Origin of the sequence: Novosphingobium naphthalenivorans NBRC 102051, from assembly GCF_001590985.1 — a bacterium.
In the GTDB taxonomy this organism is placed as follows: Bacteria; Pseudomonadota; Alphaproteobacteria; order Sphingomonadales; family Sphingomonadaceae; genus Novosphingobium; species Novosphingobium naphthalenivorans.
The window spans coordinates 40348-58936 of the sequence record NZ_BCTX01000029.1 but is presented as its reverse complement, the minus strand read 5'-3'; the positions used below and the strand labels follow the sequence as shown (position 1 = coordinate 58936).

The following is an 18589-nucleotide window of genomic DNA, read 5'->3' as shown; positions in this document are numbered from 1 at the left end:
AGGCGGATCATCACCGGTAGACGCAATTTCCTGTACCTCGCATCAGTGTCATTTCACCCGGCGCTCAGCCCGACTGTCCCTCCGCCTCCGCGACGGCCTTGATCGTTCGCACGAAGCTGTCGGGATTGAGCGACATGGAATCGATACCCTCCGAAACCAGGAACGCCGCAAAGTCCGGATGGTTGCTCGGCCCCTGGCCGCATATGCCGATCTTGATGCCCGCCGCGTGCGCGTTGCGAATGGCTTCCGAGATCATGCGGGTGACGGCTTCGTCTCTTTCATCGAAGAGATTGGCCAGAATCCCGGAATCGCGGTCGACACCCAACACAAGCTGGGTGAGGTCGTTGGAGCCGATGGAAAATCCGTCGAAGCGCGTAGCGAACTGCTCGGCGAGAATGACGTTCGAGGGTATCTCGCACATCATGTAGATTTGCAGCCCATTCTCCCCGCGGCGCAAACCGTTCTCGGCCATCGCTTCGAGCACGCGATCCGCCTCGGCCGGCGTGCGGCAGAAGGGGACCATGACGATGACGTTCGAGAAGCCCAGTTCCTCCCGGACCCGCTTGAGCGCGCGGCATTCGAGAGCGAAGCCTTCGCGATACCGTTCATCGTAATAGCGCGAGGCGCCGCGGAAGCCGAGCATCGGATTCTCCTCATCCGGCTCGAAGGCGTCGCCGCCCACAAGGTGCGCATATTCGTTCGTTTTGAAATCGCTCAGGCGCACGATGGCGGGGTGCGGGTAATAGGGACTTGCAAGCTTCGCGATGCCGCGCGCGAGGACATCGACAAAAAACTCCGATGGGTCGGAATACCCCTTGGTCAGATCGCGTATTTGCCGCTGAGCTTCAGCGCTCACGCGATCCGGGTGAACCAGTGCCATCGGATGCACCTTGATATGCGCGTTGATGATGAACTCCATGCGCGCAAGGCCGACCCCTCGGGCAGGAAGCCGCCACCACTGGAATGCCGCCGCCGGGTTCGCGATATTGACCATGATGTCCGTCCGGGTGGCCGGCAGGGAGCCGATATCCACGTCCGTCACGGAAAAATCGAGTATGCTGGCGTAGATTGTTCCGACGTCACCGTTAGCGCAGCTGATCGTGATCTCGCTGTTCTCGGCAATGATCTCGGTCGCGTTTCCGGTGCCGACGATTGCGGGAACACCGAGTTCGCGGCTGACGATGGCGGCGTGGCTGGTGGTGCCGCCATGATTGGTCACGATCCCCGCCGCGCGTTTCATGACCGGAACCCAATCGGGGTCGGTCGTCTCAGTGATGAGAATAGACCCGTCCCGGAACTGGGCGATGTCGGCGGCGGTCCGGATGACACAAGCCTTGCCAGCAGCGATGGCTGTTCCCACCGCCGCGCCCGTCAATAGCGGGTCGCCTTTCTCCTTGAGGCGGTAATGCCGGAATGTCGAGGTGCTGGCCTGGGCCTGAACCGTTTCGGGGCGTGCCTGGACGATGTAGAGTTCACCAGTCTCGCCGTCCTTCGCCCATTCCATGTCCATGGGACGCTGGTAATGGTCCTCGATCGCCACGGCCCACCGGGCGAGCTGGACGATATCGCTGTTATCGAGAACGAAGCTCTGACGCTCCTGCTCGGTTGTCTCGACGATCCTCGTACGGTGGCTTCCGCCTTCCCCATAGACCATGCGGAACGCCTTGCCGCCCAACTCCTTGTCGATGATCGGTTCGGTCCCCGGCTGCGCGAGAAGCGGTTTGAATACGACATATCTGTCCGGGTTTACGCTCCCCTGGACGACGGTCTCACCCAGCCCCCAGGCGGCGCTGATGACGATAGCATTTGGAAAGCCGGTTTCGGTATCGATCGAGAACATGACGCCCGATCCGCACAGGTCCGAACGGACCATCTGCTGAATGCCGATCGACAGCGCAACCTCGAGATGATCGAAGCCTTTCGCATCGCGGTAACTGATCGCGCGATCGGTGAACAGCGAGGCGAAGCATCGACGACAGGCCGCCAGAAGTGCGGCCCGGCCCCGGACATTGAGGAAGGTTTCCTGCTGGCCCGCGAAGCTCGCATCCGGCAGATCTTCGGCGGTCGCGCTGCTGCGCACGGCAACGGCGGGACGCTCTGTGCCGGTACGCCGGCCAAGTTCCGCATAAGCGGACACAATCTCCTCGGCGATATGGGAGGGCATTTCCGCTTCCAGAAACAGACTCCTTATAGCCTGCCCCGCTTCCTGAAGGGTGCATCCGCCGGAGTGGAAGGCGGAGAGATGTTCCGTAATGCGGGGTGCAAGCTCATTGTCGTGAACGAACGCCCTGTAAGCGTCCGCAGTGGTGGCAAAGCCAGAGGGCACCTTCACGCCCTTCTGAGCGAGGGCCGCGGTCATCTCGCCTAAAGACGCGTTCTTGCCGCCTACGGCCGGCACATCAGCGATACCGATGTCTTCGAACCACAAAATCATCGGCTTGGACATAGCTCATCTCCAGCTTGCGTAAGGTGCCAGAGGCCGCCTCAAGGTTTCACCCAGCCACCTCTTTTGTGGTCACCATCACCGCGCCGACTGGCAACGTCACTACGTAAGGCTCCTGAGTGTATCGATGGACTTCAGCTCGATCATCAGATTGACCGGATCAGCTCCGGCCGGATGGCCCAAGATCGAGAGCAGGTCATGGGCAACACAAATGCATGATCATTCCGCTGCGGGCGCGGGCGTCATACTCATCCCAAATGTTTTCAATTGATCGCCCAGTCTCTCAATATCGCAGCCGCTTTATCTCAAGAATATCTCAAGAATCGGCTTGCCGAGATCATACAGGACATAGTTCTGCGGTTATTCCAGGTGGCGATGTTGAGCGTCTCATCGAGATTCGATGAGGGGATCTGCGCCGCTTCGATGCGCCTGCGCAGAACCTTCAGGGCTCGCGCGATCTCTAGCACTACTTTGGCAGAAGTGTAATTTTTGGGATTCCCCTTCGGAGGAATGCGTGATTCATAGGGAGCCAGCTTTTGTGGAGGCTGGCGATGGAAGAGGATTGGCGGCGGGACCTCGAACAGTGGCTTGAGCCGTATTTGCAGGCTCTGGCCAACAAGACGCGGCGGCGGATGTGTCCGGCTTATATCGCCGGATTGATAGGCCCGGGCGATCGCAAGAGTATCCAGCCGATGGCAGCACGCATCGACGCGCTCAGCTATGACCGGCTACACCATTTCGTCGGAGCAGGGATCTGGGACAGCGCGCCGCTGGAGGCGACGTTGTGGCGACAGGCTGATGAGCTGGTCGGCGGCGACAAGGCCTGGCTTATCATCGACGACACAGCGCTACCCAAGAAGGGCAAGGCCTCGGTCGGTGTCGCGCCGCAATACGCCACGGTGTTGGGCAAGAACGCCAACTGCCAGACCTTGGTATCGGTGACGTTGGCCTCGGGAGAAGTTCCGGTCATGCTGGGTTTGCGGCTGTTCCTGCCGGAAAGCTGGACCAGCGACACTGCACGGATGGCCAAGGCGGCTGTGCCCGAAGCATTTCGGGCCTATCGCACAAAGCCTGACATCGCGATTGAGGAGATCGACCGCATCATCGCTGCCGGCGTGCGCTTTGGCTGCGTCCTGGCCGATGCCGGTTATGGCCTGTCCGCACCGTTCCGGCAGGCGCTCAGCGCACGGGGCCTCTGCTGGGCGGTCGGCATCCCCCGCCACCAGAAGGTCTATCCCTCAGACGTGCAGTTGATCTTCCCGGTGGCGGGACGTGGACGACCGCGTGTCCGGCACGTACCCGACGTCAAATCCCTGGCCGCCCATACCATGCTGGAGGAGGCGAAGTGGCGGAAGATCAGTTGGCGCCGCGGAACCAAAGGCCGTCTGAGCGCCCGCTTCGCTGTCATGCGCGTGCGGATCGCTGATGGCGCGCCACAGCGGATCGGTGCTGCTGGCGCACAGCACATGCCAGGCGAAGAGGCTTGGCTGGTGGGCGAGCATCGCTCCAGCGGCGAGCGAAAATACTATCTTTCCAACCTTCCCGCCGACACGCCAGCCAAAGATGTCGCCGGCGCCATCAAGGCGCGCTGGGTCTGCGAACAGGCGCATCAGCAACTCAAGGAAGAACTTGGTCTCGACCATTTCGAGGGCCGCTCGTGGACCGGGCTGCATCGCCATGCGCTCATGACAATGATCGCCTATGCCTTCCTGCAAACACGAAGGCTCGCTCAGACGGGGCGGAAAAAAAAGAGTCTCCGGTCCGCCCCCTCAGCCGAGCCTACCGGCTGTACGCCAAGCTATCCTTGACCGCTTATCGCGCGCGCCGCCGCGCCATTGCCCTCATTGCGGAGGATGCCTGGCAACTGCACATCCTGCAATTCTGCCAAAGTAGTGCTAGGCTGACATTTCCATGAAACATTGTCCCTCCTCGTGGCCACCCTATCGCGCCATTGCCTGCCTGTCGTCAGTTTCACCGATCAGCAGATCACAGGCCGTCCACCAAGCCTGCCAAGCTGTGCAAGTCCGCCAGCCCCATCGAAGGAGTACACTGACGCAAGCCCGACCAGATTTGTGACGGCGCCGATGGTCACGTCGCCAAAGGCGAAAGCATCCCAGCAACCAACCCGGAAAGCCCGGTTCGTGCGTCATCCAGGCTGCCCGACATATCGACCTGCCCCAACACGAGTAATTCCCTGCCGCCATCCATACCGAACTCCCGCACCACGGCGCCTCCCGATCCCGGACGCGCGGGATAGAGGAGCATCAGGCGGTCGCAGCGGTAGAGCCGCGCATAGGCCATCATCTGGTAGACATCGGCCTGGCCGACGCCCTTGCGGCGATCGAGCGGATCTCCGCTCAGAGACTTCCACTTGGTATCGACGATGGCCACCACCTCGCCGTCCCGGCGCAGCAGGATGTCGGGCCGCGTCTGGAACAGGTGCCCCGTGCAATCCTCGTCCCCACGCCAGTCGCCCAGGCAATAGCGCAGGCCGCCCTGCGCGACGACATCGATGCCGCTGCCGGCAAGATCCTGGCGAAGCAGCGCGGCGACCGCAGCTTCGAACAGGTCGTTCATCGCGAACAGCAGCGCAACACCCTCCCCGCCGCCGGCGCTCGCCGAGGTCGATTGCCAGTCGCGCCTCACAAGCAGACGGGCGAGGGCGAACAGGCTCTCCCAGCGCCGGTTGGTCCGATCTATACTGACCCGATCCCACGGCAATGACGACAGGGGGATATCGGAGACGCCGGCGAGCACGAAACGAAGCTCATCCAGCAGCCGCTGGGTGTCGGGCGCGCGGCTCAGCCGGCGCAGCGCAAGCACGGCCGCTTTCATGACCTGCAGCAGCGGAAGATCGCTCGAGAGCTGATCGTACCGGCAGGCGAGCCGATCGGGCCGGACCGCATGATGCGTGAACTGCCGGGTGACATCGAGACGCCCCCGCAACGCCGACAGATCGTCCTCATGCGGCAGATAGCGCCGCGGGAGGCCTCGCCGGGTTTCGACAAGGAGCCGGTCGGCGAATATCCTGATGAGAATCTCGAGCAGATTCCCGGCCCCCCACCCCATCGCCGTCGCGGCGCCGGCGCCGATGTCGAGACCCAGGGCGAGGTCGAGGAGCGCGACCAGCCGCCGGCGGACCGTGGGCATGTCCTCGTGCGGCGCGTCGGGATCGACCTTGGGCAGGATTTCGAGGCTGCATCCCGGCGCGGCAAGCACTCCGACCATCTGGCGGGCCTGCAGGTAATGACGATGGTCGGAGACGATCCCCGATCCATCCGCGCCGCCAAGCGGATGCCCCCTCGCCGCGGCGACAAGCGCCTCGGCCTGCGCGACGGAGAAACCTTGCGGGCCAACCGGCGCCCGGCCCCATTCGGGAACCGCAAGATGCGTCACGCCGTTTGCGGTGCCGGATTATCGGCCACGCCGTCCTGTGCCGCGGCAACCTTCCCGACCAGCGCCTCATAGGCATCGTCTGCGAAGGGCACGCGCACGAACCAGCTCTTGCGCTCCAGCCCGTCGATTCCCGGCGGCGCCTTCAGCACGCGCTGACCGATGAAGCCACTCCCGAGCACCGCATGGATCCGTCCCCAGTCCTCGAAGAAATACTCCTGGAGCAATGGAATGATCTTGTCGCGCATGACCGCGTCGACATCGGTGCGCGACGCGCAATGCATGAAGAAGGCGTGGCCGATGCGATGCTCGCGATCGACCAGATATTCGATCCGCTCGTTGATGGTTTCGAGAGCCTCCCGAAGCGGCACGGCGGAACGCCCCTCCGCGTCCACGAGCAGTTCGGGGTCTGGCGCGACCTCCCGGAAGGTGAAGCGCCGACGCAGCGCGGTGTCGAGCAAGGCGATGGACCGGTCCGCCGTGTTCATCGTGCCAAGGATGTGCAGGTTGGCCGGCACCCCGAACGGGGCCTTGGAGTAAGGCAGGCGGACGGTCAGGCCATTGCCCATGCCGAGCCGCTTGTCGGGTTCGATCAGCGTGATCAGCTCTCCGAACACCTTGGAGATGTTGGCGCGGTTGATCTCGTCGATGATCAGGACATGGCCTTCGGGCGTCCCCGTCCCGCTCCCGTCGTCGCCGGTCGCCACCGTCTGTTCAAGACCGTCCCAATTCACATGACGGCTGTCCATCTGGTAGACCGAGACCTGGCTCAGCTCCTTATTGTAGACCTGCTCGCGGGGCAGGCTTTCGTCGCTGTGCCAGAGCCAGCGAACCGCCCGGCGATGGTTGTATTCGCCGTTCACGCCGGGCACGAACCGATAGGGTCCGGTGACTTCGCCGATCGCACGGAACTTGCGGTTGCCGTCGGAGACGACGACCAGCGATCCGATCTCCATGTTGATGCGGAAGGTGAACATCTGCGACATGTTCGGGTCGTTGCCGCTGGCGTCGGGATGATCCTGCCGCCACCGCTCCTTGATCGCGTCCCATTGATCGTAGCGCGGATCGGACCAGTCGACGTCGCCGCCCCAGCCGAGGACCACATAGCCCTCGCGAATGGCTTCCTGGTAGATGAGGTCGTCACGTGACGACCAGCTCCGGCCGAGCGACATCTTGAACACCTTGCGGCTGCGATCGATTACGGCCCGGTCGCCCTGCCCCACCTTGCCGCGGTTGCTCCCGGCAACATCGGCGATCCGCTTGAAGATCCCGTCCTGGGGCTGAAGGCTGAAGCCGGCGGGCGCATCGGCGCCATCCTCGCCCTCGCCCGACACGGGACGCAGGCCTTCGACGAAATCCTCGTAGCTGAAATTCTGATGGAAGGTGACGAACTCGATGCGGCCCTTCTGGCTCAGTGCGCGATAAAGCGACATCAGCTCGTCACGGTCCTCCGGGACCGCCTCACCGCACAGGCGCACGGCCTCCCGCGCAGTCTCATAGGTCTTGCCCGTCCCCGGAGGGCCGTAGAGGATGAGGTTGGTCGGCATGGTCATTCTCTTTCTCGTTCCAGCCCGATCGGCCGGTTTCTCCTCGACGGGCGGCAAACGCTCCTGGCAGGTTTCCCAGATGAAGCCCTGCACGTCCCACAGGTCGCGCGGCCTCCAGCCCCATTCCTCCTCCATGATCGCGAAGATGCGCCTCGCCAGATCCAGCACCGCCGCCAGTTCCGCCGCACCGAGAGGCTGGGCGCCAAAAGCGGGGGAGCCCATCAGCATCCGCGCGGCATTGTCGGTGGGTCTCGAGCGAATGCCGAGCATCGCCCGTGGATCGACCAGGGCCCGGATCATCGTGGGGATCGTGCGGCTTTCCGCCAGAGGCCGGCTTGTCGTCCATTTCTCGCAGAGATGAGGCCAGATGCGCTCGGCGCATTCGGTCACCGCAGCGATCGCATCGGGCGCGCGCGCCAGCTTGCCAGCGGACTCTTCCATCACGCCCGGGTCGCTCGCGCGGATATCGGCGACCATCCTGGCCACGCGCCAGTCGAGCAGGTTGCTCTCAAGCCCGGCCTTGCCCGACGCGAGATCGAGCAGAGCAGCGCCAAGCACCGCATCGTCGGACGAGCGATGTTCCTCCATCATTTCTTCGGCGCGAATGAGAAGCGCGCGCTTGTAGTTATCCTCGGCCGATGCATAGCTTGCACTGTCGCCGAAATCCCGAAAGTCGGGATGCTTCTCGACGAACAGCTTCCGCAGGCGCTCAAGCATGCTTCGGTCGAAGCGGGTCAGCGTGTAGCGGAAAATCGTGAACGGGCTGTCGTTCTTGCCCGTCCGCACCGGCGGCGGAACATCGGCGAGCGCCTGCATCTTGGGACCGGCAAGGGCCTGGCAGATATTCTTGTAGTGGTTCTTGAGCTCGAGCGCGGCGTTGATCTCGCGGACGGGGATCTCCACAATGGCCTCGCCCGCCCCGCGCGCCGGCGCAAAATAATGCTCCATCGCATGCCGGCGAACCCGGTCGGCGTCTCCCTGCTCTTCCCCCGCCTCGCCCCGGCAAAATTCCCGATAGGCCTCCGCACCCCGCAAGGCCGTTCGCAACCGCTCATCATAATTGTTCGAACGCGGAACCAGCACGGCAGGCGGCGTATTGTGCGGCAGATCGTCGATCGATTGCCGCAGCGCCGCGAGCAGCGCCTCCATCGCGTCGCGTTCATAGGCCTGGTCCAGATCCCGGTCGACCAAGCCATAGTCGGGCATCGCCGCCTCGACCCGGCGCATCCGGCTGATGTCGCTGGTTACCGAATGCTCGGCATAGCCCTTGGCCATCAGCCACGCTCGAAATTCGTTCTCTCTCACTGTTCCTCCGGCCAGACCCGACTGTCACGCCGCAACGATCCATTAAGCATCGTCTGTTCACATTCCGTAAAGCGCCCACGAATGTGGTGCCGCAATGGCGGCCGAAACCAGTCCGCTGACCCAGGGTTCACCAAACGCCCGACCTCTTTTGCGGGCACCGCGCCCCTCGCAGATGGATACTAACGATTTCTCGCGCCAGCGAGCAGCAGGGCGTTTGTCGTCCGCGGATGCGCCGCGATCACTTGGGTCGCCCATTGTCAGTATCTCACGGATCATTCACGCCGCGGCAGCCGCGTTTCAAGCCTCAGGCGCCACCCTGGCAGCCTGCGTCTCCGCACAAGCTGCATCCAGGCTACTACTCCGTCCACACTTCCGCGCAGGCGCTGGAGGACGGCGAACGATGCATCGCTGAATTGGGGTGGAAGCTGCAAAGCGCAGGTGGCCAGCGCACAACCTTAGGTACGATCCCAGTGTTCGCTGAAAAGGGTTGACCTCGGAGGGCAGATGCAGCGAACGGGCTGCCTGCCCAGCCTTGGAGGCCAGCATTGAAAGCTATTCAACCGCTTGTATTCATCGCCCAAAACTACTTCACCAAGTTCCCGCAGCTTGCCGCAAACACGTCCGGACCAAACCGCCGACGCATGTGGTTTGCGACCTTCTTCGCATAGGGTCAACGATAATAAGTCAGTTCATCGGTATCTGGGCGTCAACAATAGCGCGAGCGACGAGCTCGGAGCGCCGGAAAACACCGTAGCGTTGCTTGGCTCTGGATATGAAATACCGCACCGAGGTCTGAGCAATTCCGAGGATCTCGCCGATCTCCCAGTCGGTCTTGCCGAGCGCGATCAGCGCAGTGCATTCGGCCTCGCGGCGCGTAAGCCGAGGAACATTGCGGCCTTGCATGGCGTGATGAAGATAAAGGCCAGTCTTGAACGCGAAGCCTGCGACGATCTGGAGCGTGGTCATCAAAGACGGTGTGATCGCGATCGGCGTCGGGCGGGAAAAGGTACAGGATGCGTATGTCTCGCTCGGTATGTGCAGCGGCACAGTGATGCCGTGAATGATCCCGTAGCCCTGCGCTTCCTCGAAAAGGGCATGCTGGTGATCGGCAAGCTCGACGTAGTTGGTGATCTCGTCCCAGCCGAACGGTCGGTCGAGTTGATAGCTTACCTCATATACCGGATCGATGATGAAATAGTGGTTCTCGATGTAGGATTGGACGAATTCCGCAGGATAGTTAGTGACAACCATAGAACGCTCGACCAGCCGTGGAAGACCGCCATGCTGAACGAGCGCAACAAAGGGGAAGCCCATCTGCCGCGCGGCATCGGCTAGTCCGTCGCGCAGTGCCTCGATCGAGGATGCCCTGTTGAGGCGTGAGAGCGCTTTGCGCAGGTGCGGTCCGACATACATGGCTTCCTCCTCGTCGGGCGCGTGGCTCTTTGTCCGCTCACCCGTTCCTGAAACTAGTCGTGCAATGGGTTCTCCGAGACGGTAGCGTCGGATGTGAGCGGTGAAAGCAAACGCACTGTAATCTGCGCCAAGGATGCCAGATGGGCGCGAAACGCATCGAGCGTCCCGAGGCAATGAGCGGCGATAATCGTCAGCATGGCGTCGGCATAGAACTGGCGGGTACGGGTCATTGAACAAAGATGATTATGGAATGACCGCACAGGCGATTCGCTCGCCGGCGCCCCCCGATCGGTTGCGTCCTATAGTCATCAGGATTGGCGTGGATTACCGGCGCCGACCCGTCCGCATCTTTGAGCGCAGGTCGACCATCGGCACCACTGGCCGAAACCAGCGTGGAGTAGAGCTCGACCGTGACACTGCCGTCTTCCTGCACATGGATATTGGGCAGGTCGCCGGCATCGTTTGCACCCTCGACCCGGAATCCATGCACGATCGGCTTTTCCGAATGGACATGACCACCGGCGCCCTGGAAAGCCGCGTCTCCGCAATCCGCCTTCTCGTGGAAATGGACGCCGTGCCAACCCGGCGGCAAGCCGCGCGCCTCGATCCGAAGCAACGCGCCTTTGGACGCATCGGTAAGGCGAGCGCCGTGTCCGCGGATCAGCTTGCGACCGTCAAGAAACTGATCGCCTCGCTCAATGCGGATGCGCGCATCCTGACCTGCGATCACGGCCGCGTGCCGCTCGACGCCATTCTCGACACCGGGCTGTTCGATGAAGAGAAGGCCGCGCAGCATCCGCTCTGGGCCAAGGAGCTCTACGGCTACGCCAGCCATCAGCCGGAGACCGAGGAATATGGCATCGAAAGCTTCGTCTACCGTGCGCGCGCACCCTTTGACCCAGCGAAGCTCCATGCATTCCTGGTTACGGATGGTCTCGACAATGTCGTGCGCGCCAAGGGGCATTTCTGGCTGGCGACGCGGCCCGAGTGGGTGGGCGAGCTGGCCGTTGCTGGCTCGCAGACGATGACCTCGCGCATGGGGTGCTGGTGGGCGAGCATTCCCAAAAACCAATGGCCCGATGATGATCGCTTCGAGCGGTTTGTCGCGGCCCACTGGGACAATGTGTGGGGCGACCGGCGGCAAGAACTGGTGTTCATCGGGATCGGCATGGACGAAGCCCGCATCCGGCCCCGGCTCGATGAATGCCTGATGCCGGTCCGCACGTTCACCCCGGAACTCTGGATGGGCCTGAGGGATCCATTCCCGTCATGGACGCCCGCCGAGGCCGAGGCCGCCTGACACAGGCGCCCTTGGGCCGGGCCGGAGGCCAGGGTGCCGTGCTGGATGGCAGGAACATATGCTAGTCCGCGCCCGTTGCTGACCAAAGTGACATGAGCCTGCCCGCCCTGATGCTGATTATTTCTACGCCTCCCGATTGCCGGACGAGCCCATTGGAGGATCGAGGGCATTCATAGCCGCACAGTGGAGCCGTGTACGATCCGGTCCGGCGCCACTGCCGACCGCGCTCACGGCCTCATCCACTCTACCTCTTTCGTTCCGAACTACGGGGCGCGAACACATCTCTGCCGTATAACTTGCGCATGTGGGTGGCGACCTTGGAGGCATAACTGCGCTGCCGCCACGCAGTGGGACTGTGGTAGATGCCGACCGCCGCCCAATAATTGCCAGTCGCCTCCAGCCCGGAGAGGAAAATCCAGCGTGCGGCTTCGGCGTTGAAGCAGGCGTCGTAGCGCAGCCAGTGTCGGACCTGATGCTCGGGCCTATCGATTACTCGAGCTAGGCGCGGCACCCACCATGTGTTGATCTGGAGTGGCCCGAGATCGTGCGTTCCGTTGGTATTGGCGACCTCTGCGCCGATCCAGCCCGCCTCTTGCTCGCGCAGGCCCCAGAGCGTCTTTTCGAGCCAGCCATAGCCGCGCGCGGCGACGCGAATGCAGCGAGCGATCTCAGCCGCCTCGCCAGGCGCGCCCGGTTTCGCCAGCGCAGGCGCGGGCGTCAGCGCGGCGGGCAGGAACGCAATCGCCGCGAGCACCGTGCCGAACATCGACTGGCGGTTCGGGCCTCGTCGACGACCGCTCATAGCGGCGTCCGATCACGATAGCTGGACGGTGTGCGTCCGACGCGATCCCGCGGCGAGAAGCGGCCGGGTTCGAAGGGCCCGCCAGTTAGAAGCGCCAGCAATCGCTGTCCCGACACGATCTCGATGCCGTCCGCGCCGGAACAGACTGTGCGGCTCATCCCGCCGGTGCGGCCGGTGTGGACAAACATGCCGCGCCGTTTCCGGGTGGCGCAGAGCATAGCGAACTCACGCACATGCTCGGGCTTGATGGCGTCGCGATAGCGCTTCGCCTGGATCAGCCAGCGCTGGCCATCGATGATGACTTCGCCATCGACCCCGCCGTCCCCGGTATAGCGACGATTGCGGATCACGCGGTGCCCGCGCCGCTCGAAGGCCTCCAGCAGCAATTCCTCGAACGCCAGCGGGTCCATCGCGCGAAGCCGTGCATAATGCAGCGCGGCGGGCTGGTCGCGATCGCGTCCGCATAACTGCTCGCACATCGTGCGCGCCTGTCGCCGTCGCCAGCGATGGGTGATCGGTATGCGATAGCTGCGGTATATCAGGGTAAGCAGAGCGGCACCGAATATCGCGATTAGCAGCTGTTCCATCATTCTCTCCTATCGGTCATGTCCACCACCATGACCGCCATGATCATGCTGCGGTTGGGGATCTGGCCTAGCCTCTGACTGTTGGGCAGGTTCGCGAGCGCCGCCGCGATCGGGCTCCGCCGGTGCGTGCTGACGGTCTCGTTCGATCGTGCCGCGCAGGAAGCGGTCGACCAGCGAAGCAGCCTCCTGCGCGCGGCCGGCGAGTATCTCGGCAAGACTGTTCGGGCGGGGTTCGGAGCGGCCCTGCCGTTTCCGCTCGCGCTGCTCCCGCTCGGCCTTGCGGGCGTCGCGCTCGCGGGCATTCTCCTCGCGGGAGCGGTCGTGCCGGTCCTTGTGGCGAAGTCCCCGCATCTTGTGGCTGTCGGCCCTGATCCGGCCGAGCCCTTCGAGCGACGAGGTCTTCTCGCCCGATCGCGAGGCGAGCTTTTCCGCGAGACGTTGCTGGCTCTCGGTCCAGAGCTTCACGCCATAGGCGGCGCGAGTGATGGCGGTGTAATAGTTCTGACCGTTGACGAGGCCGGATTCCACAGGCGCTAGCGCATAGACGCGGTCATAGGTCTTGGACTGCGACGAATAGACGGTTTCCGAATACCCATGATCCCAGGTCCGGTGGGCCGAGAGATCGACCTGCTGGACGCGCTCGCCGCGGTCCCATCTGATCGTCGCGATATTGCCCTCGAGCGCCAGAACGGTGCCGCGTTCGGCATTCTTGACCTCGAGTTCCTTGTTAACCAGCCGCCACTGGATGCGGTCGCCCTGGGCAAGGTCGCGCTTCTCAGGCAGGAACACATTGACATGCGCCGCCTTGCCGAGGCCCGGACGCCATTCGATCTGGCGGCCATGCTCGTCAACCAGGCGCACGACCTGGCGGCCATGATTGTTCCGGCCGACCCCGACGACGCGATAGTCGGCGTCGCGCGCGATCCCCAGCCCGGGATTGTCGCGCGTGAACTTGAGCACCTGGCCCGCGCTGTAGAAGCGCGCCATCTGCTTTTCCTGGTCGGTCAGGCCGGACGGGGTCAGCACTTCGAGCCGATGGTCTTCGGCCGCGACGGTGCCCTCGCGTTTCAGGACTTCGCGGATATGGCTGTTGACGATCAGACGGGTCGCGTTGTCGAGGACCAGGATATTGGTTTCGTCGCGTGTCTCCGGTTTGAGCCGGGTCCAATCGGCGACCATCGCCTTGGCGAGGTTCTCCGCGGTGTCGCCGGTGGTCACGCGATCCAGCGCGGCGAGCGACGCGGCATAGTCGCCCTTGCGCGCCATGTCCGCGGCCTCCTGCGTCGCGTCGGTCAGGTGGCGCCGCGACTCCTTGAGCTGGCTAGTCGGCAGCCCGAGTTGCTGGAGCAGCCAATAGGCCTTGCCCTGCTCGATCGCGCCCGTCTGCTTATTGTCGCCGAGGAATATGAGACGCGCGCCGGTCGCGCGGCTGATCTCCAGCACGCGCAGCGCCTGGCGGTTGCCGAGCTGGCCCGCCTCGTCGAGCGCGAGAATATGCCTGTCGGTAATGCCATAACCGCCGCTCGCGAGCAGCGAGGCGAGCGTGCGGGATTCGATGCCCGCCTTGTGCCCGAGTTCCGCCGCCGCCGAAGAGGTCGGTGCGAGCGCCACGGTGGTATAGTCGTCGCGGGTCGCATCGACCAACGCGGCGACCAGGGTGGATTTGCCTGCGCCGCCGACACCATGCACGCCGACCGCCCGGTTTGTGCCGCTGCCGATGGCGATCAGCGCGGCCGCCTGTTCGGGCTTCAGCCTGGCGGCCGTCGCAGCCTCTTCCAGCCGTTCACGGGTGGCAACCGGCTTCGCATCGCCCATGGCCAGAGACAGATGCTCGGACAGTGCGAGTTCGAGTTTGGCGGTCCGGCGCGATGTCCGGCCGCGCGGAAGCGGCTGGTCGCCGGTCTGGCGCACCGTGACCAGCAGCTTGCCCTTGTTCTCCTGCGCATCGTAGAGCGGCCGCACGTCGCCCAGGCGGACCTCACCGACATGCGATGCGAGCGCGGTGCGATAGAGACGGCCTATATTGTTGACCGCCTCGCGCGTTTCATTCTGGCGGATGCCGAACAGAGCGGCGCGGCGGGCAACGCGCGGATCGGTCTCGATGGTTCGTTCACCCCGCTCCTGCGCCGCGGCCTGGAGCCTGTCGAGATCTTCACGATAGGGTTCAGCACGCACGCGCCATTGCTCGCGCAGGTCATCGAGGCCGATCGTCTCCTTGGCCTTTCGGGTCGCGAAGAAGGAGATCCGGCGCTGGGCCTGTCCCTCAAGCCCGTGCTCCGCGGCATGCTCGTTGATCTGCTCGGCGCGCTGCGAATAGTCACGGATAAGCTGGCCGGGCATGCCTTCGACCTCGAACAGCCCCTTACGCGGATCGAACACGATCTCATGCCCCAGCGCGCGCACGTCGCGGGCAATCTCGTTGCGATAGATCTGACCCATGACGAGCTGCTCGGCATACATCGAGCGCGTCTCGAGACTCGACATGCGGTCGCCATTGAGATGGTTGGTCATGTTGAGAATGACGACATGGGTATGGAGCTGCGGGTCGTGCTCGCGGCTGGCATATTCGGTGAAACGCGCGAACAGCAGCCGGCCCGTCGTCTCGTGGACGATCTCGCCGTCCACCCGGCGGCGCAGCTCGGCATGTTCCTCGGCATAGGCAAGCGCAACCCCGACCGCCCGCTCGTGCGCGGCAAGGATGCGCTCGTCGCCCGTGACCAGCGCCAGGATCGAGATCGACTTGGGCGCGCTGATCGTGAAATCCCAGCCGGGATGATGCTGGATGCCTTCCTTGCGCCGGCGACCGAGCTGCTGGTCGCCGACCTTGCCGGCGAGCAGTTCCTCGAACTGCTTGGGGTCGACAGGCCCGGACAGGCCGAGGCTGGCGGCGAGCTTGCCGCCCCATTCGGAGGGTTCGTTGCCGCCCTTGGTATAATAGTCGCCGATTGTATAGTAGCGGCCGATATTGGCGGGTGTCCCCTTGAGGCGGCGAGGATGGATCATGCCGGCTTCGCCTTCTCACGCGGGCCTTCGGAACGGCCATGGCTGTCGAGCCGCACACGGATCGTGCCGCGCGTCGCCCCCAACAAGGGGATGGGGGTGGCAACCCTGTTCTCCTCGTCGGGATGATCGTCGATCGGCGCTCCCTCGTCCGTCATGCCGGAATCGCTGTGGTCGGTGGGTCCGAACACCTCATCCTGCGGCACGGCGTCCTGGGGATCCGGCAGGCTGGGCGGCTCCTGGGTCGGCTCCCGCGCCGGCGGGGGATTGGCCTCGCCGGTAAAAAGATCGCCTTGCCCCGTTCCGGGAGACGGCGGCGTGTCCGGATGTCCCGGACCCTGCCCTCGCCTCGCGGCCTCCTCCCGCGCCTGGCGCGCGCGGCGCTCTGCCCACGCCTGGGAGATGATGGCCTTGCCGAGCGGCAGCCTTTTGGGGGGCTCGGTGCGTTCAACGAACGCGGCCGCGATCGAAGGCAGCGGATTGAAGCGATCGGTGAAACGGACGACGGGGAGATTGCGCCCGAAACGGAGGAAACCCGAAAGGTTCGGCAGATGGGTGACCTCGGTGTCCAGAACCAGCGGGCGGGTCACCTGCATGCGACTGAGGTTCACCCCGTCGCGCATGTCATTGACGCCGTAGCTCATCCCCTCGTTGGCTTCGACCTGCTCGACCCGGCCAAGGTTTTTGGAGATAAGTTCCGAGGTGTCGCTATCGTTCGCCCGGAGCGCGACCCAGGTCGAGCAGTAGCCGGTGATGGCCGCCGCATCCTCCTTGCCGTAGGTCGCGGTCAGCTGGGGATAGGACTGGAACCCCAATATGCCGCAGCCGCCATATTTGCGCGCACGGGCGAGGAAGTCGGATAGGCTGGGGAGCTTCTGGAGCGTCGGCAATTCGTCAATGACGCAATAGAGCCGCCGGTCGCGGTCGGGCGTGAGGCTCATGATCGCGCTGATCGCGATGTCGAGCCAGACCGTGATCAGGGGGCGCAGCGAAGGAAGCTGGTCGGCCTTGACGGTGACGAACAGCCAGCTGTCGTCCTTCTCGTCCTCGACCCAACGCCGGATCGAGAAGCCGTCCTCGGTATCGTCGAGATAGGCGAAGCTGCGCATGACCGAGGCAAGCTCGGCCTGGACGCCGGCCGAGGTGCGCTCCCCCTCGGCGGAGATGAAAGCGGCGGCATCGGTGCCCTTCACATAGGCGGCAAGATCGGCGAGCGGGGAACGCAGCACCCGATCAAGCAGGACCGAGATGAGCGTGTGCTTCTGCCGCGCGAGCTTGCGCAGGACCGCGACCAGCGTGCCGCGCGCGGCCTTGCTCCAGAACGGATCGCCATGTTTGTCGGGGATCGTGGATTCCGCGATCTGGTCGTAATGATACTCCCGCGGAACATCGACCCAGGGACTCCAGATGTCGGTGCGCTTGTCGAGCGGGTTGAGCAGGATGTCCCTGCCGGGGCGATAGAATTTCTCGACGAAGCTCCCGGCCGTGTCATAGACGATCGCCCGCTTACCCTGCTTGCGGATGCCTTCGAGCATGGTGGTGATGAGGTTGGTCTTGCCCGTGCCGGGCGCGCCGACCAGCAGGATATGTTCGGGCTCGAAGGCTTCCGGCACGGCGACGCCGCCGATTGTGAGCGCCCCCTTCTTCTGCCCTCGGAGCGCGCGCCGCACTTCCGAGGCCGTCCCGAAGCGGGCGCCGCGCAGATATTCGTTGGAGCCGAGCCCCTTCCCGGTTCGGGTAAAATAGAACCAGGCACTGACCAGTCCGAAGAGGGCGACCACACCGGCAATGGCCGCCCCGTGGATGAGGTCCTTTTCGAGCTTGTGGAGCGCCTGCTTCGCGACACCGGAGTCGGCGAGGGTGTCGGCCGAGGTCCAGTATTGGCGCCCGTCGGGGGTGCGGAACAGCACCGGGTCATTGGTCCCCGGCGCCGCATCCGCCTTGATGGTCGCCTCCACCAGCTTGGCGAGGACGAAGCGCTGATAGTCGGTCGACTTTTCGAACGCATACCAGCCGGTCCCCATCAACCAGAGGATCAGCCCGGCCAGCACGGTCTGGAAAAAGACCTGGGTGGTCATGCGGACATTGTGGACGATCGCCTGCCCGCCCCGCGTCCAGCTCCCCAACGTGTCGTTGCGGAAGATGCTCATGGCCGGCCCCTCCCCCGAACGGCTGGCGGTGCGCTACGGCATGCCCCCCGATTTGGGATGGCCCTGACCGGCAGGGAATAATCGCAGGCAATCGCGCGGCCGGACGGGAAGCCCGCCGAGGGGGAACGCGAGGCCGGGCATGTGTCCGTGAGGTGGGGATCCGCGCGCCGGGTCATGGCTGTTCGTCCGGTGAGAGCAGCCCCTTTTCGAGGAGCAGCGCCCTGGCGTCGGCCATGCCCTGTTCGAGCGTCTCGGGCGACCGGCGTCGCACCGATGCCGCGAGGATAGAGAGCGTCTGCAGGACGCAGGAGAGGATTTCGTCCTGCGTCGTGTAGACGTAGCCGCCGCGGGGATCGGCGGTCTGGTCGATCGCGGGGCGGAGGAGTTCGGCGACGCTGACGCCGACTTTACGGGCACGGCGCTGCAGCCGCTCGTAAAGGGCATCGTCGATCCGGATTGTGACCCTTGCCAAGGTGATGCTCCGACTGGAGCTTCGACAAGGAGGTCACGACGCACAGCAACTATAGCGCAGACAAGCGACGATCACAATAAAATCAGCGTGGCGGACGTGTCTGCCAGCCGGAAACGACGGAATTGCGGGGCTTTTTCGGGCAATAGTACTGAGGCGGCAGACGCGTCAGCCAAATAA

At 64.0% G+C, this 18589-nt stretch carries 13 protein-coding genes; 2 read left to right on the top strand and 11 right to left on the bottom strand.

Going from position 1 to position 18589, the window contains the following annotated elements; all coding sequences use genetic code 11:
- Positions 1 to 64 precede the first annotated feature (64 nt).
- Positions 65 to 2446: a phosphoenolpyruvate synthase gene (gene ppsA / locus NN5_RS11380; RefSeq protein WP_021243110.1), complete on the bottom strand. Its 2382-nt coding sequence runs from the start codon at positions 2444 to 2446 to the stop codon at positions 65 to 67.
- A 548-nt stretch (positions 2447 to 2994) separates the two neighbouring features.
- On the opposite strand from ppsA, the gene NN5_RS11370 reads away from it, so the two are divergent.
- Positions 2995 to 4251, top strand: a complete 1257-nt coding sequence (locus NN5_RS11370) for an IS701 family transposase (protein WP_021243113.1) — start codon at positions 2995 to 2997, stop codon at positions 4249 to 4251.
- Between the two features lie 280 nt (positions 4252 to 4531).
- On the opposite strand, the gene NN5_RS11365 is transcribed toward NN5_RS11370, so the two are convergent.
- The 5 genes from NN5_RS11365 to NN5_RS27285 form a co-directional block, all read right to left on the bottom strand.
- Positions 4532 to 5839 carry an McrC family protein gene (locus tag NN5_RS11365; protein ID WP_021243114.1) on the bottom strand — a complete coding sequence of 436 codons (1308 nt, stop codon included), beginning with the start codon at positions 5837 to 5839 and terminating at the stop codon, positions 4532 to 4534.
- Positions 5836 to 8688, bottom strand: coding sequence for a DUF8426 domain-containing protein (locus NN5_RS26605; RefSeq protein WP_021688147.1), 2853 nt, complete (start codon positions 8686 to 8688; stop codon positions 5836 to 5838). The genes NN5_RS11365 and NN5_RS26605 overlap by 4 nt, the downstream gene beginning before the upstream one ends.
- Before the next feature lie 684 nt (positions 8689 to 9372).
- Positions 9373 to 10101, bottom strand: a complete 729-nt coding sequence (locus tag NN5_RS11355) for a helix-turn-helix transcriptional regulator (protein ID WP_021243116.1) — start codon at positions 10099 to 10101, stop codon at positions 9373 to 9375.
- Between the two features lie 53 nt (positions 10102 to 10154).
- The gene (locus NN5_RS25835) at positions 10155 to 10331 is read right to left on the bottom strand and encodes a hypothetical protein (protein WP_021688148.1); all 177 of its coding nucleotides are present in this window, start codon (positions 10329 to 10331) and stop codon (positions 10155 to 10157) included.
- Positions 10328 to 10897 carry a superoxide dismutase family protein gene (locus tag NN5_RS27285; RefSeq protein ID WP_373280335.1) on the bottom strand — a complete coding sequence of 190 codons (570 nt, stop codon included), beginning with the start codon at positions 10895 to 10897 and terminating at the stop codon, positions 10328 to 10330. The genes NN5_RS25835 and NN5_RS27285 overlap by 4 nt, the downstream gene beginning before the upstream one ends.
- Between NN5_RS27285 and NN5_RS27280 the strand changes: the two genes are divergently transcribed.
- A complete protein-coding gene (locus NN5_RS27280; protein ID WP_171905943.1) occupies positions 10838 to 11401 on the top strand; it encodes a GTP-binding protein in 564 nt (187 codons plus the stop codon). The genes NN5_RS27285 and NN5_RS27280 overlap by 60 nt on opposite strands.
- A 244-nt stretch (positions 11402 to 11645) precedes the next feature.
- On the opposite strand, the gene NN5_RS11345 is transcribed toward NN5_RS27280, so the two are convergent.
- The 5 genes from NN5_RS11345 to NN5_RS11325 form a co-directional block, all read right to left on the bottom strand.
- Positions 11646 to 12203 carry a lytic transglycosylase domain-containing protein gene (locus tag NN5_RS11345; RefSeq protein ID WP_021688150.1) on the bottom strand — a complete coding sequence of 186 codons (558 nt, stop codon included), beginning with the start codon at positions 12201 to 12203 and terminating at the stop codon, positions 11646 to 11648.
- Positions 12200 to 12790, bottom strand: coding sequence for a restriction endonuclease (locus NN5_RS11340; RefSeq protein WP_021688151.1), 591 nt, complete (start codon positions 12788 to 12790; stop codon positions 12200 to 12202). The genes NN5_RS11345 and NN5_RS11340 overlap by 4 nt, the downstream gene beginning before the upstream one ends.
- A 9-nt stretch (positions 12791 to 12799) precedes the next feature.
- Positions 12800 to 15793 carry a MobF family relaxase gene (mobF, locus tag NN5_RS11335; protein WP_021243121.1) on the bottom strand — a complete coding sequence of 998 codons (2994 nt, stop codon included), beginning with the start codon at positions 15791 to 15793 and terminating at the stop codon, positions 12800 to 12802.
- Positions 15790 to 17940 carry a type IV secretion system DNA-binding domain-containing protein gene (locus NN5_RS11330; protein WP_021243122.1) on the bottom strand — a complete coding sequence of 717 codons (2151 nt, stop codon included), beginning with the start codon at positions 17938 to 17940 and terminating at the stop codon, positions 15790 to 15792. The genes mobF and NN5_RS11330 overlap by 4 nt, the downstream gene beginning before the upstream one ends.
- A 172-nt stretch (positions 17941 to 18112) precedes the next feature.
- Complete coding sequence (locus tag NN5_RS11325) at positions 18113 to 18412, bottom strand: ribbon-helix-helix domain-containing protein (protein WP_013846862.1); 300 nt, start codon at positions 18410 to 18412, stop codon at positions 18113 to 18115.
- Between the last annotated feature and the right edge of the window lie 177 nt (positions 18413 to 18589).

What these genes read in the sequence shown, in the direction of transcription:
- ppsA (WP_021243110.1), bottom strand. Translation starts at nt 2,446, where the DNA reads ATGTCCAAGCCGATGATTTTGTGGTTCGAAGACATCGGTATCGCTGAT.
- NN5_RS11370 (WP_021243113.1), top strand. Translation starts at nt 2,995, where the DNA reads ATGGAAGAGGATTGGCGGCGGGACCTCGAACAGTGGCTTGAGCCGTAT.
- NN5_RS11355 (WP_021243116.1), bottom strand. Translation starts at nt 10,101, where the DNA reads ATGTATGTCGGACCGCACCTGCGCAAAGCGCTCTCACGCCTCAACAGG.
- NN5_RS25835 (WP_021688148.1), bottom strand. Translation starts at nt 10,331, where the DNA reads ATGACCCGTACCCGCCAGTTCTATGCCGACGCCATGCTGACGATTATC.
- NN5_RS27285 (WP_373280335.1), bottom strand. Translation starts at nt 10,897, where the DNA reads ATGCTGCGCGGCCTTCTCTTCATCGAACAGCCCGGTGTCGAGAATGGC.
- NN5_RS11345 (WP_021688150.1), bottom strand. Translation starts at nt 12,203, where the DNA reads ATGAGCGGTCGTCGACGAGGCCCGAACCGCCAGTCGATGTTCGGCACG.
- NN5_RS11340 (WP_021688151.1), bottom strand. Translation starts at nt 12,790, where the DNA reads ATGGAACAGCTGCTAATCGCGATATTCGGTGCCGCTCTGCTTACCCTG.
- mobF (WP_021243121.1), bottom strand. Translation starts at nt 15,793, where the DNA reads ATGATCCATCCTCGCCGCCTCAAGGGGACACCCGCCAATATCGGCCGC.
- NN5_RS11330 (WP_021243122.1), bottom strand. Translation starts at nt 17,940, where the DNA reads ATGAGCATCTTCCGCAACGACACGTTGGGGAGCTGGACGCGGGGCGGG.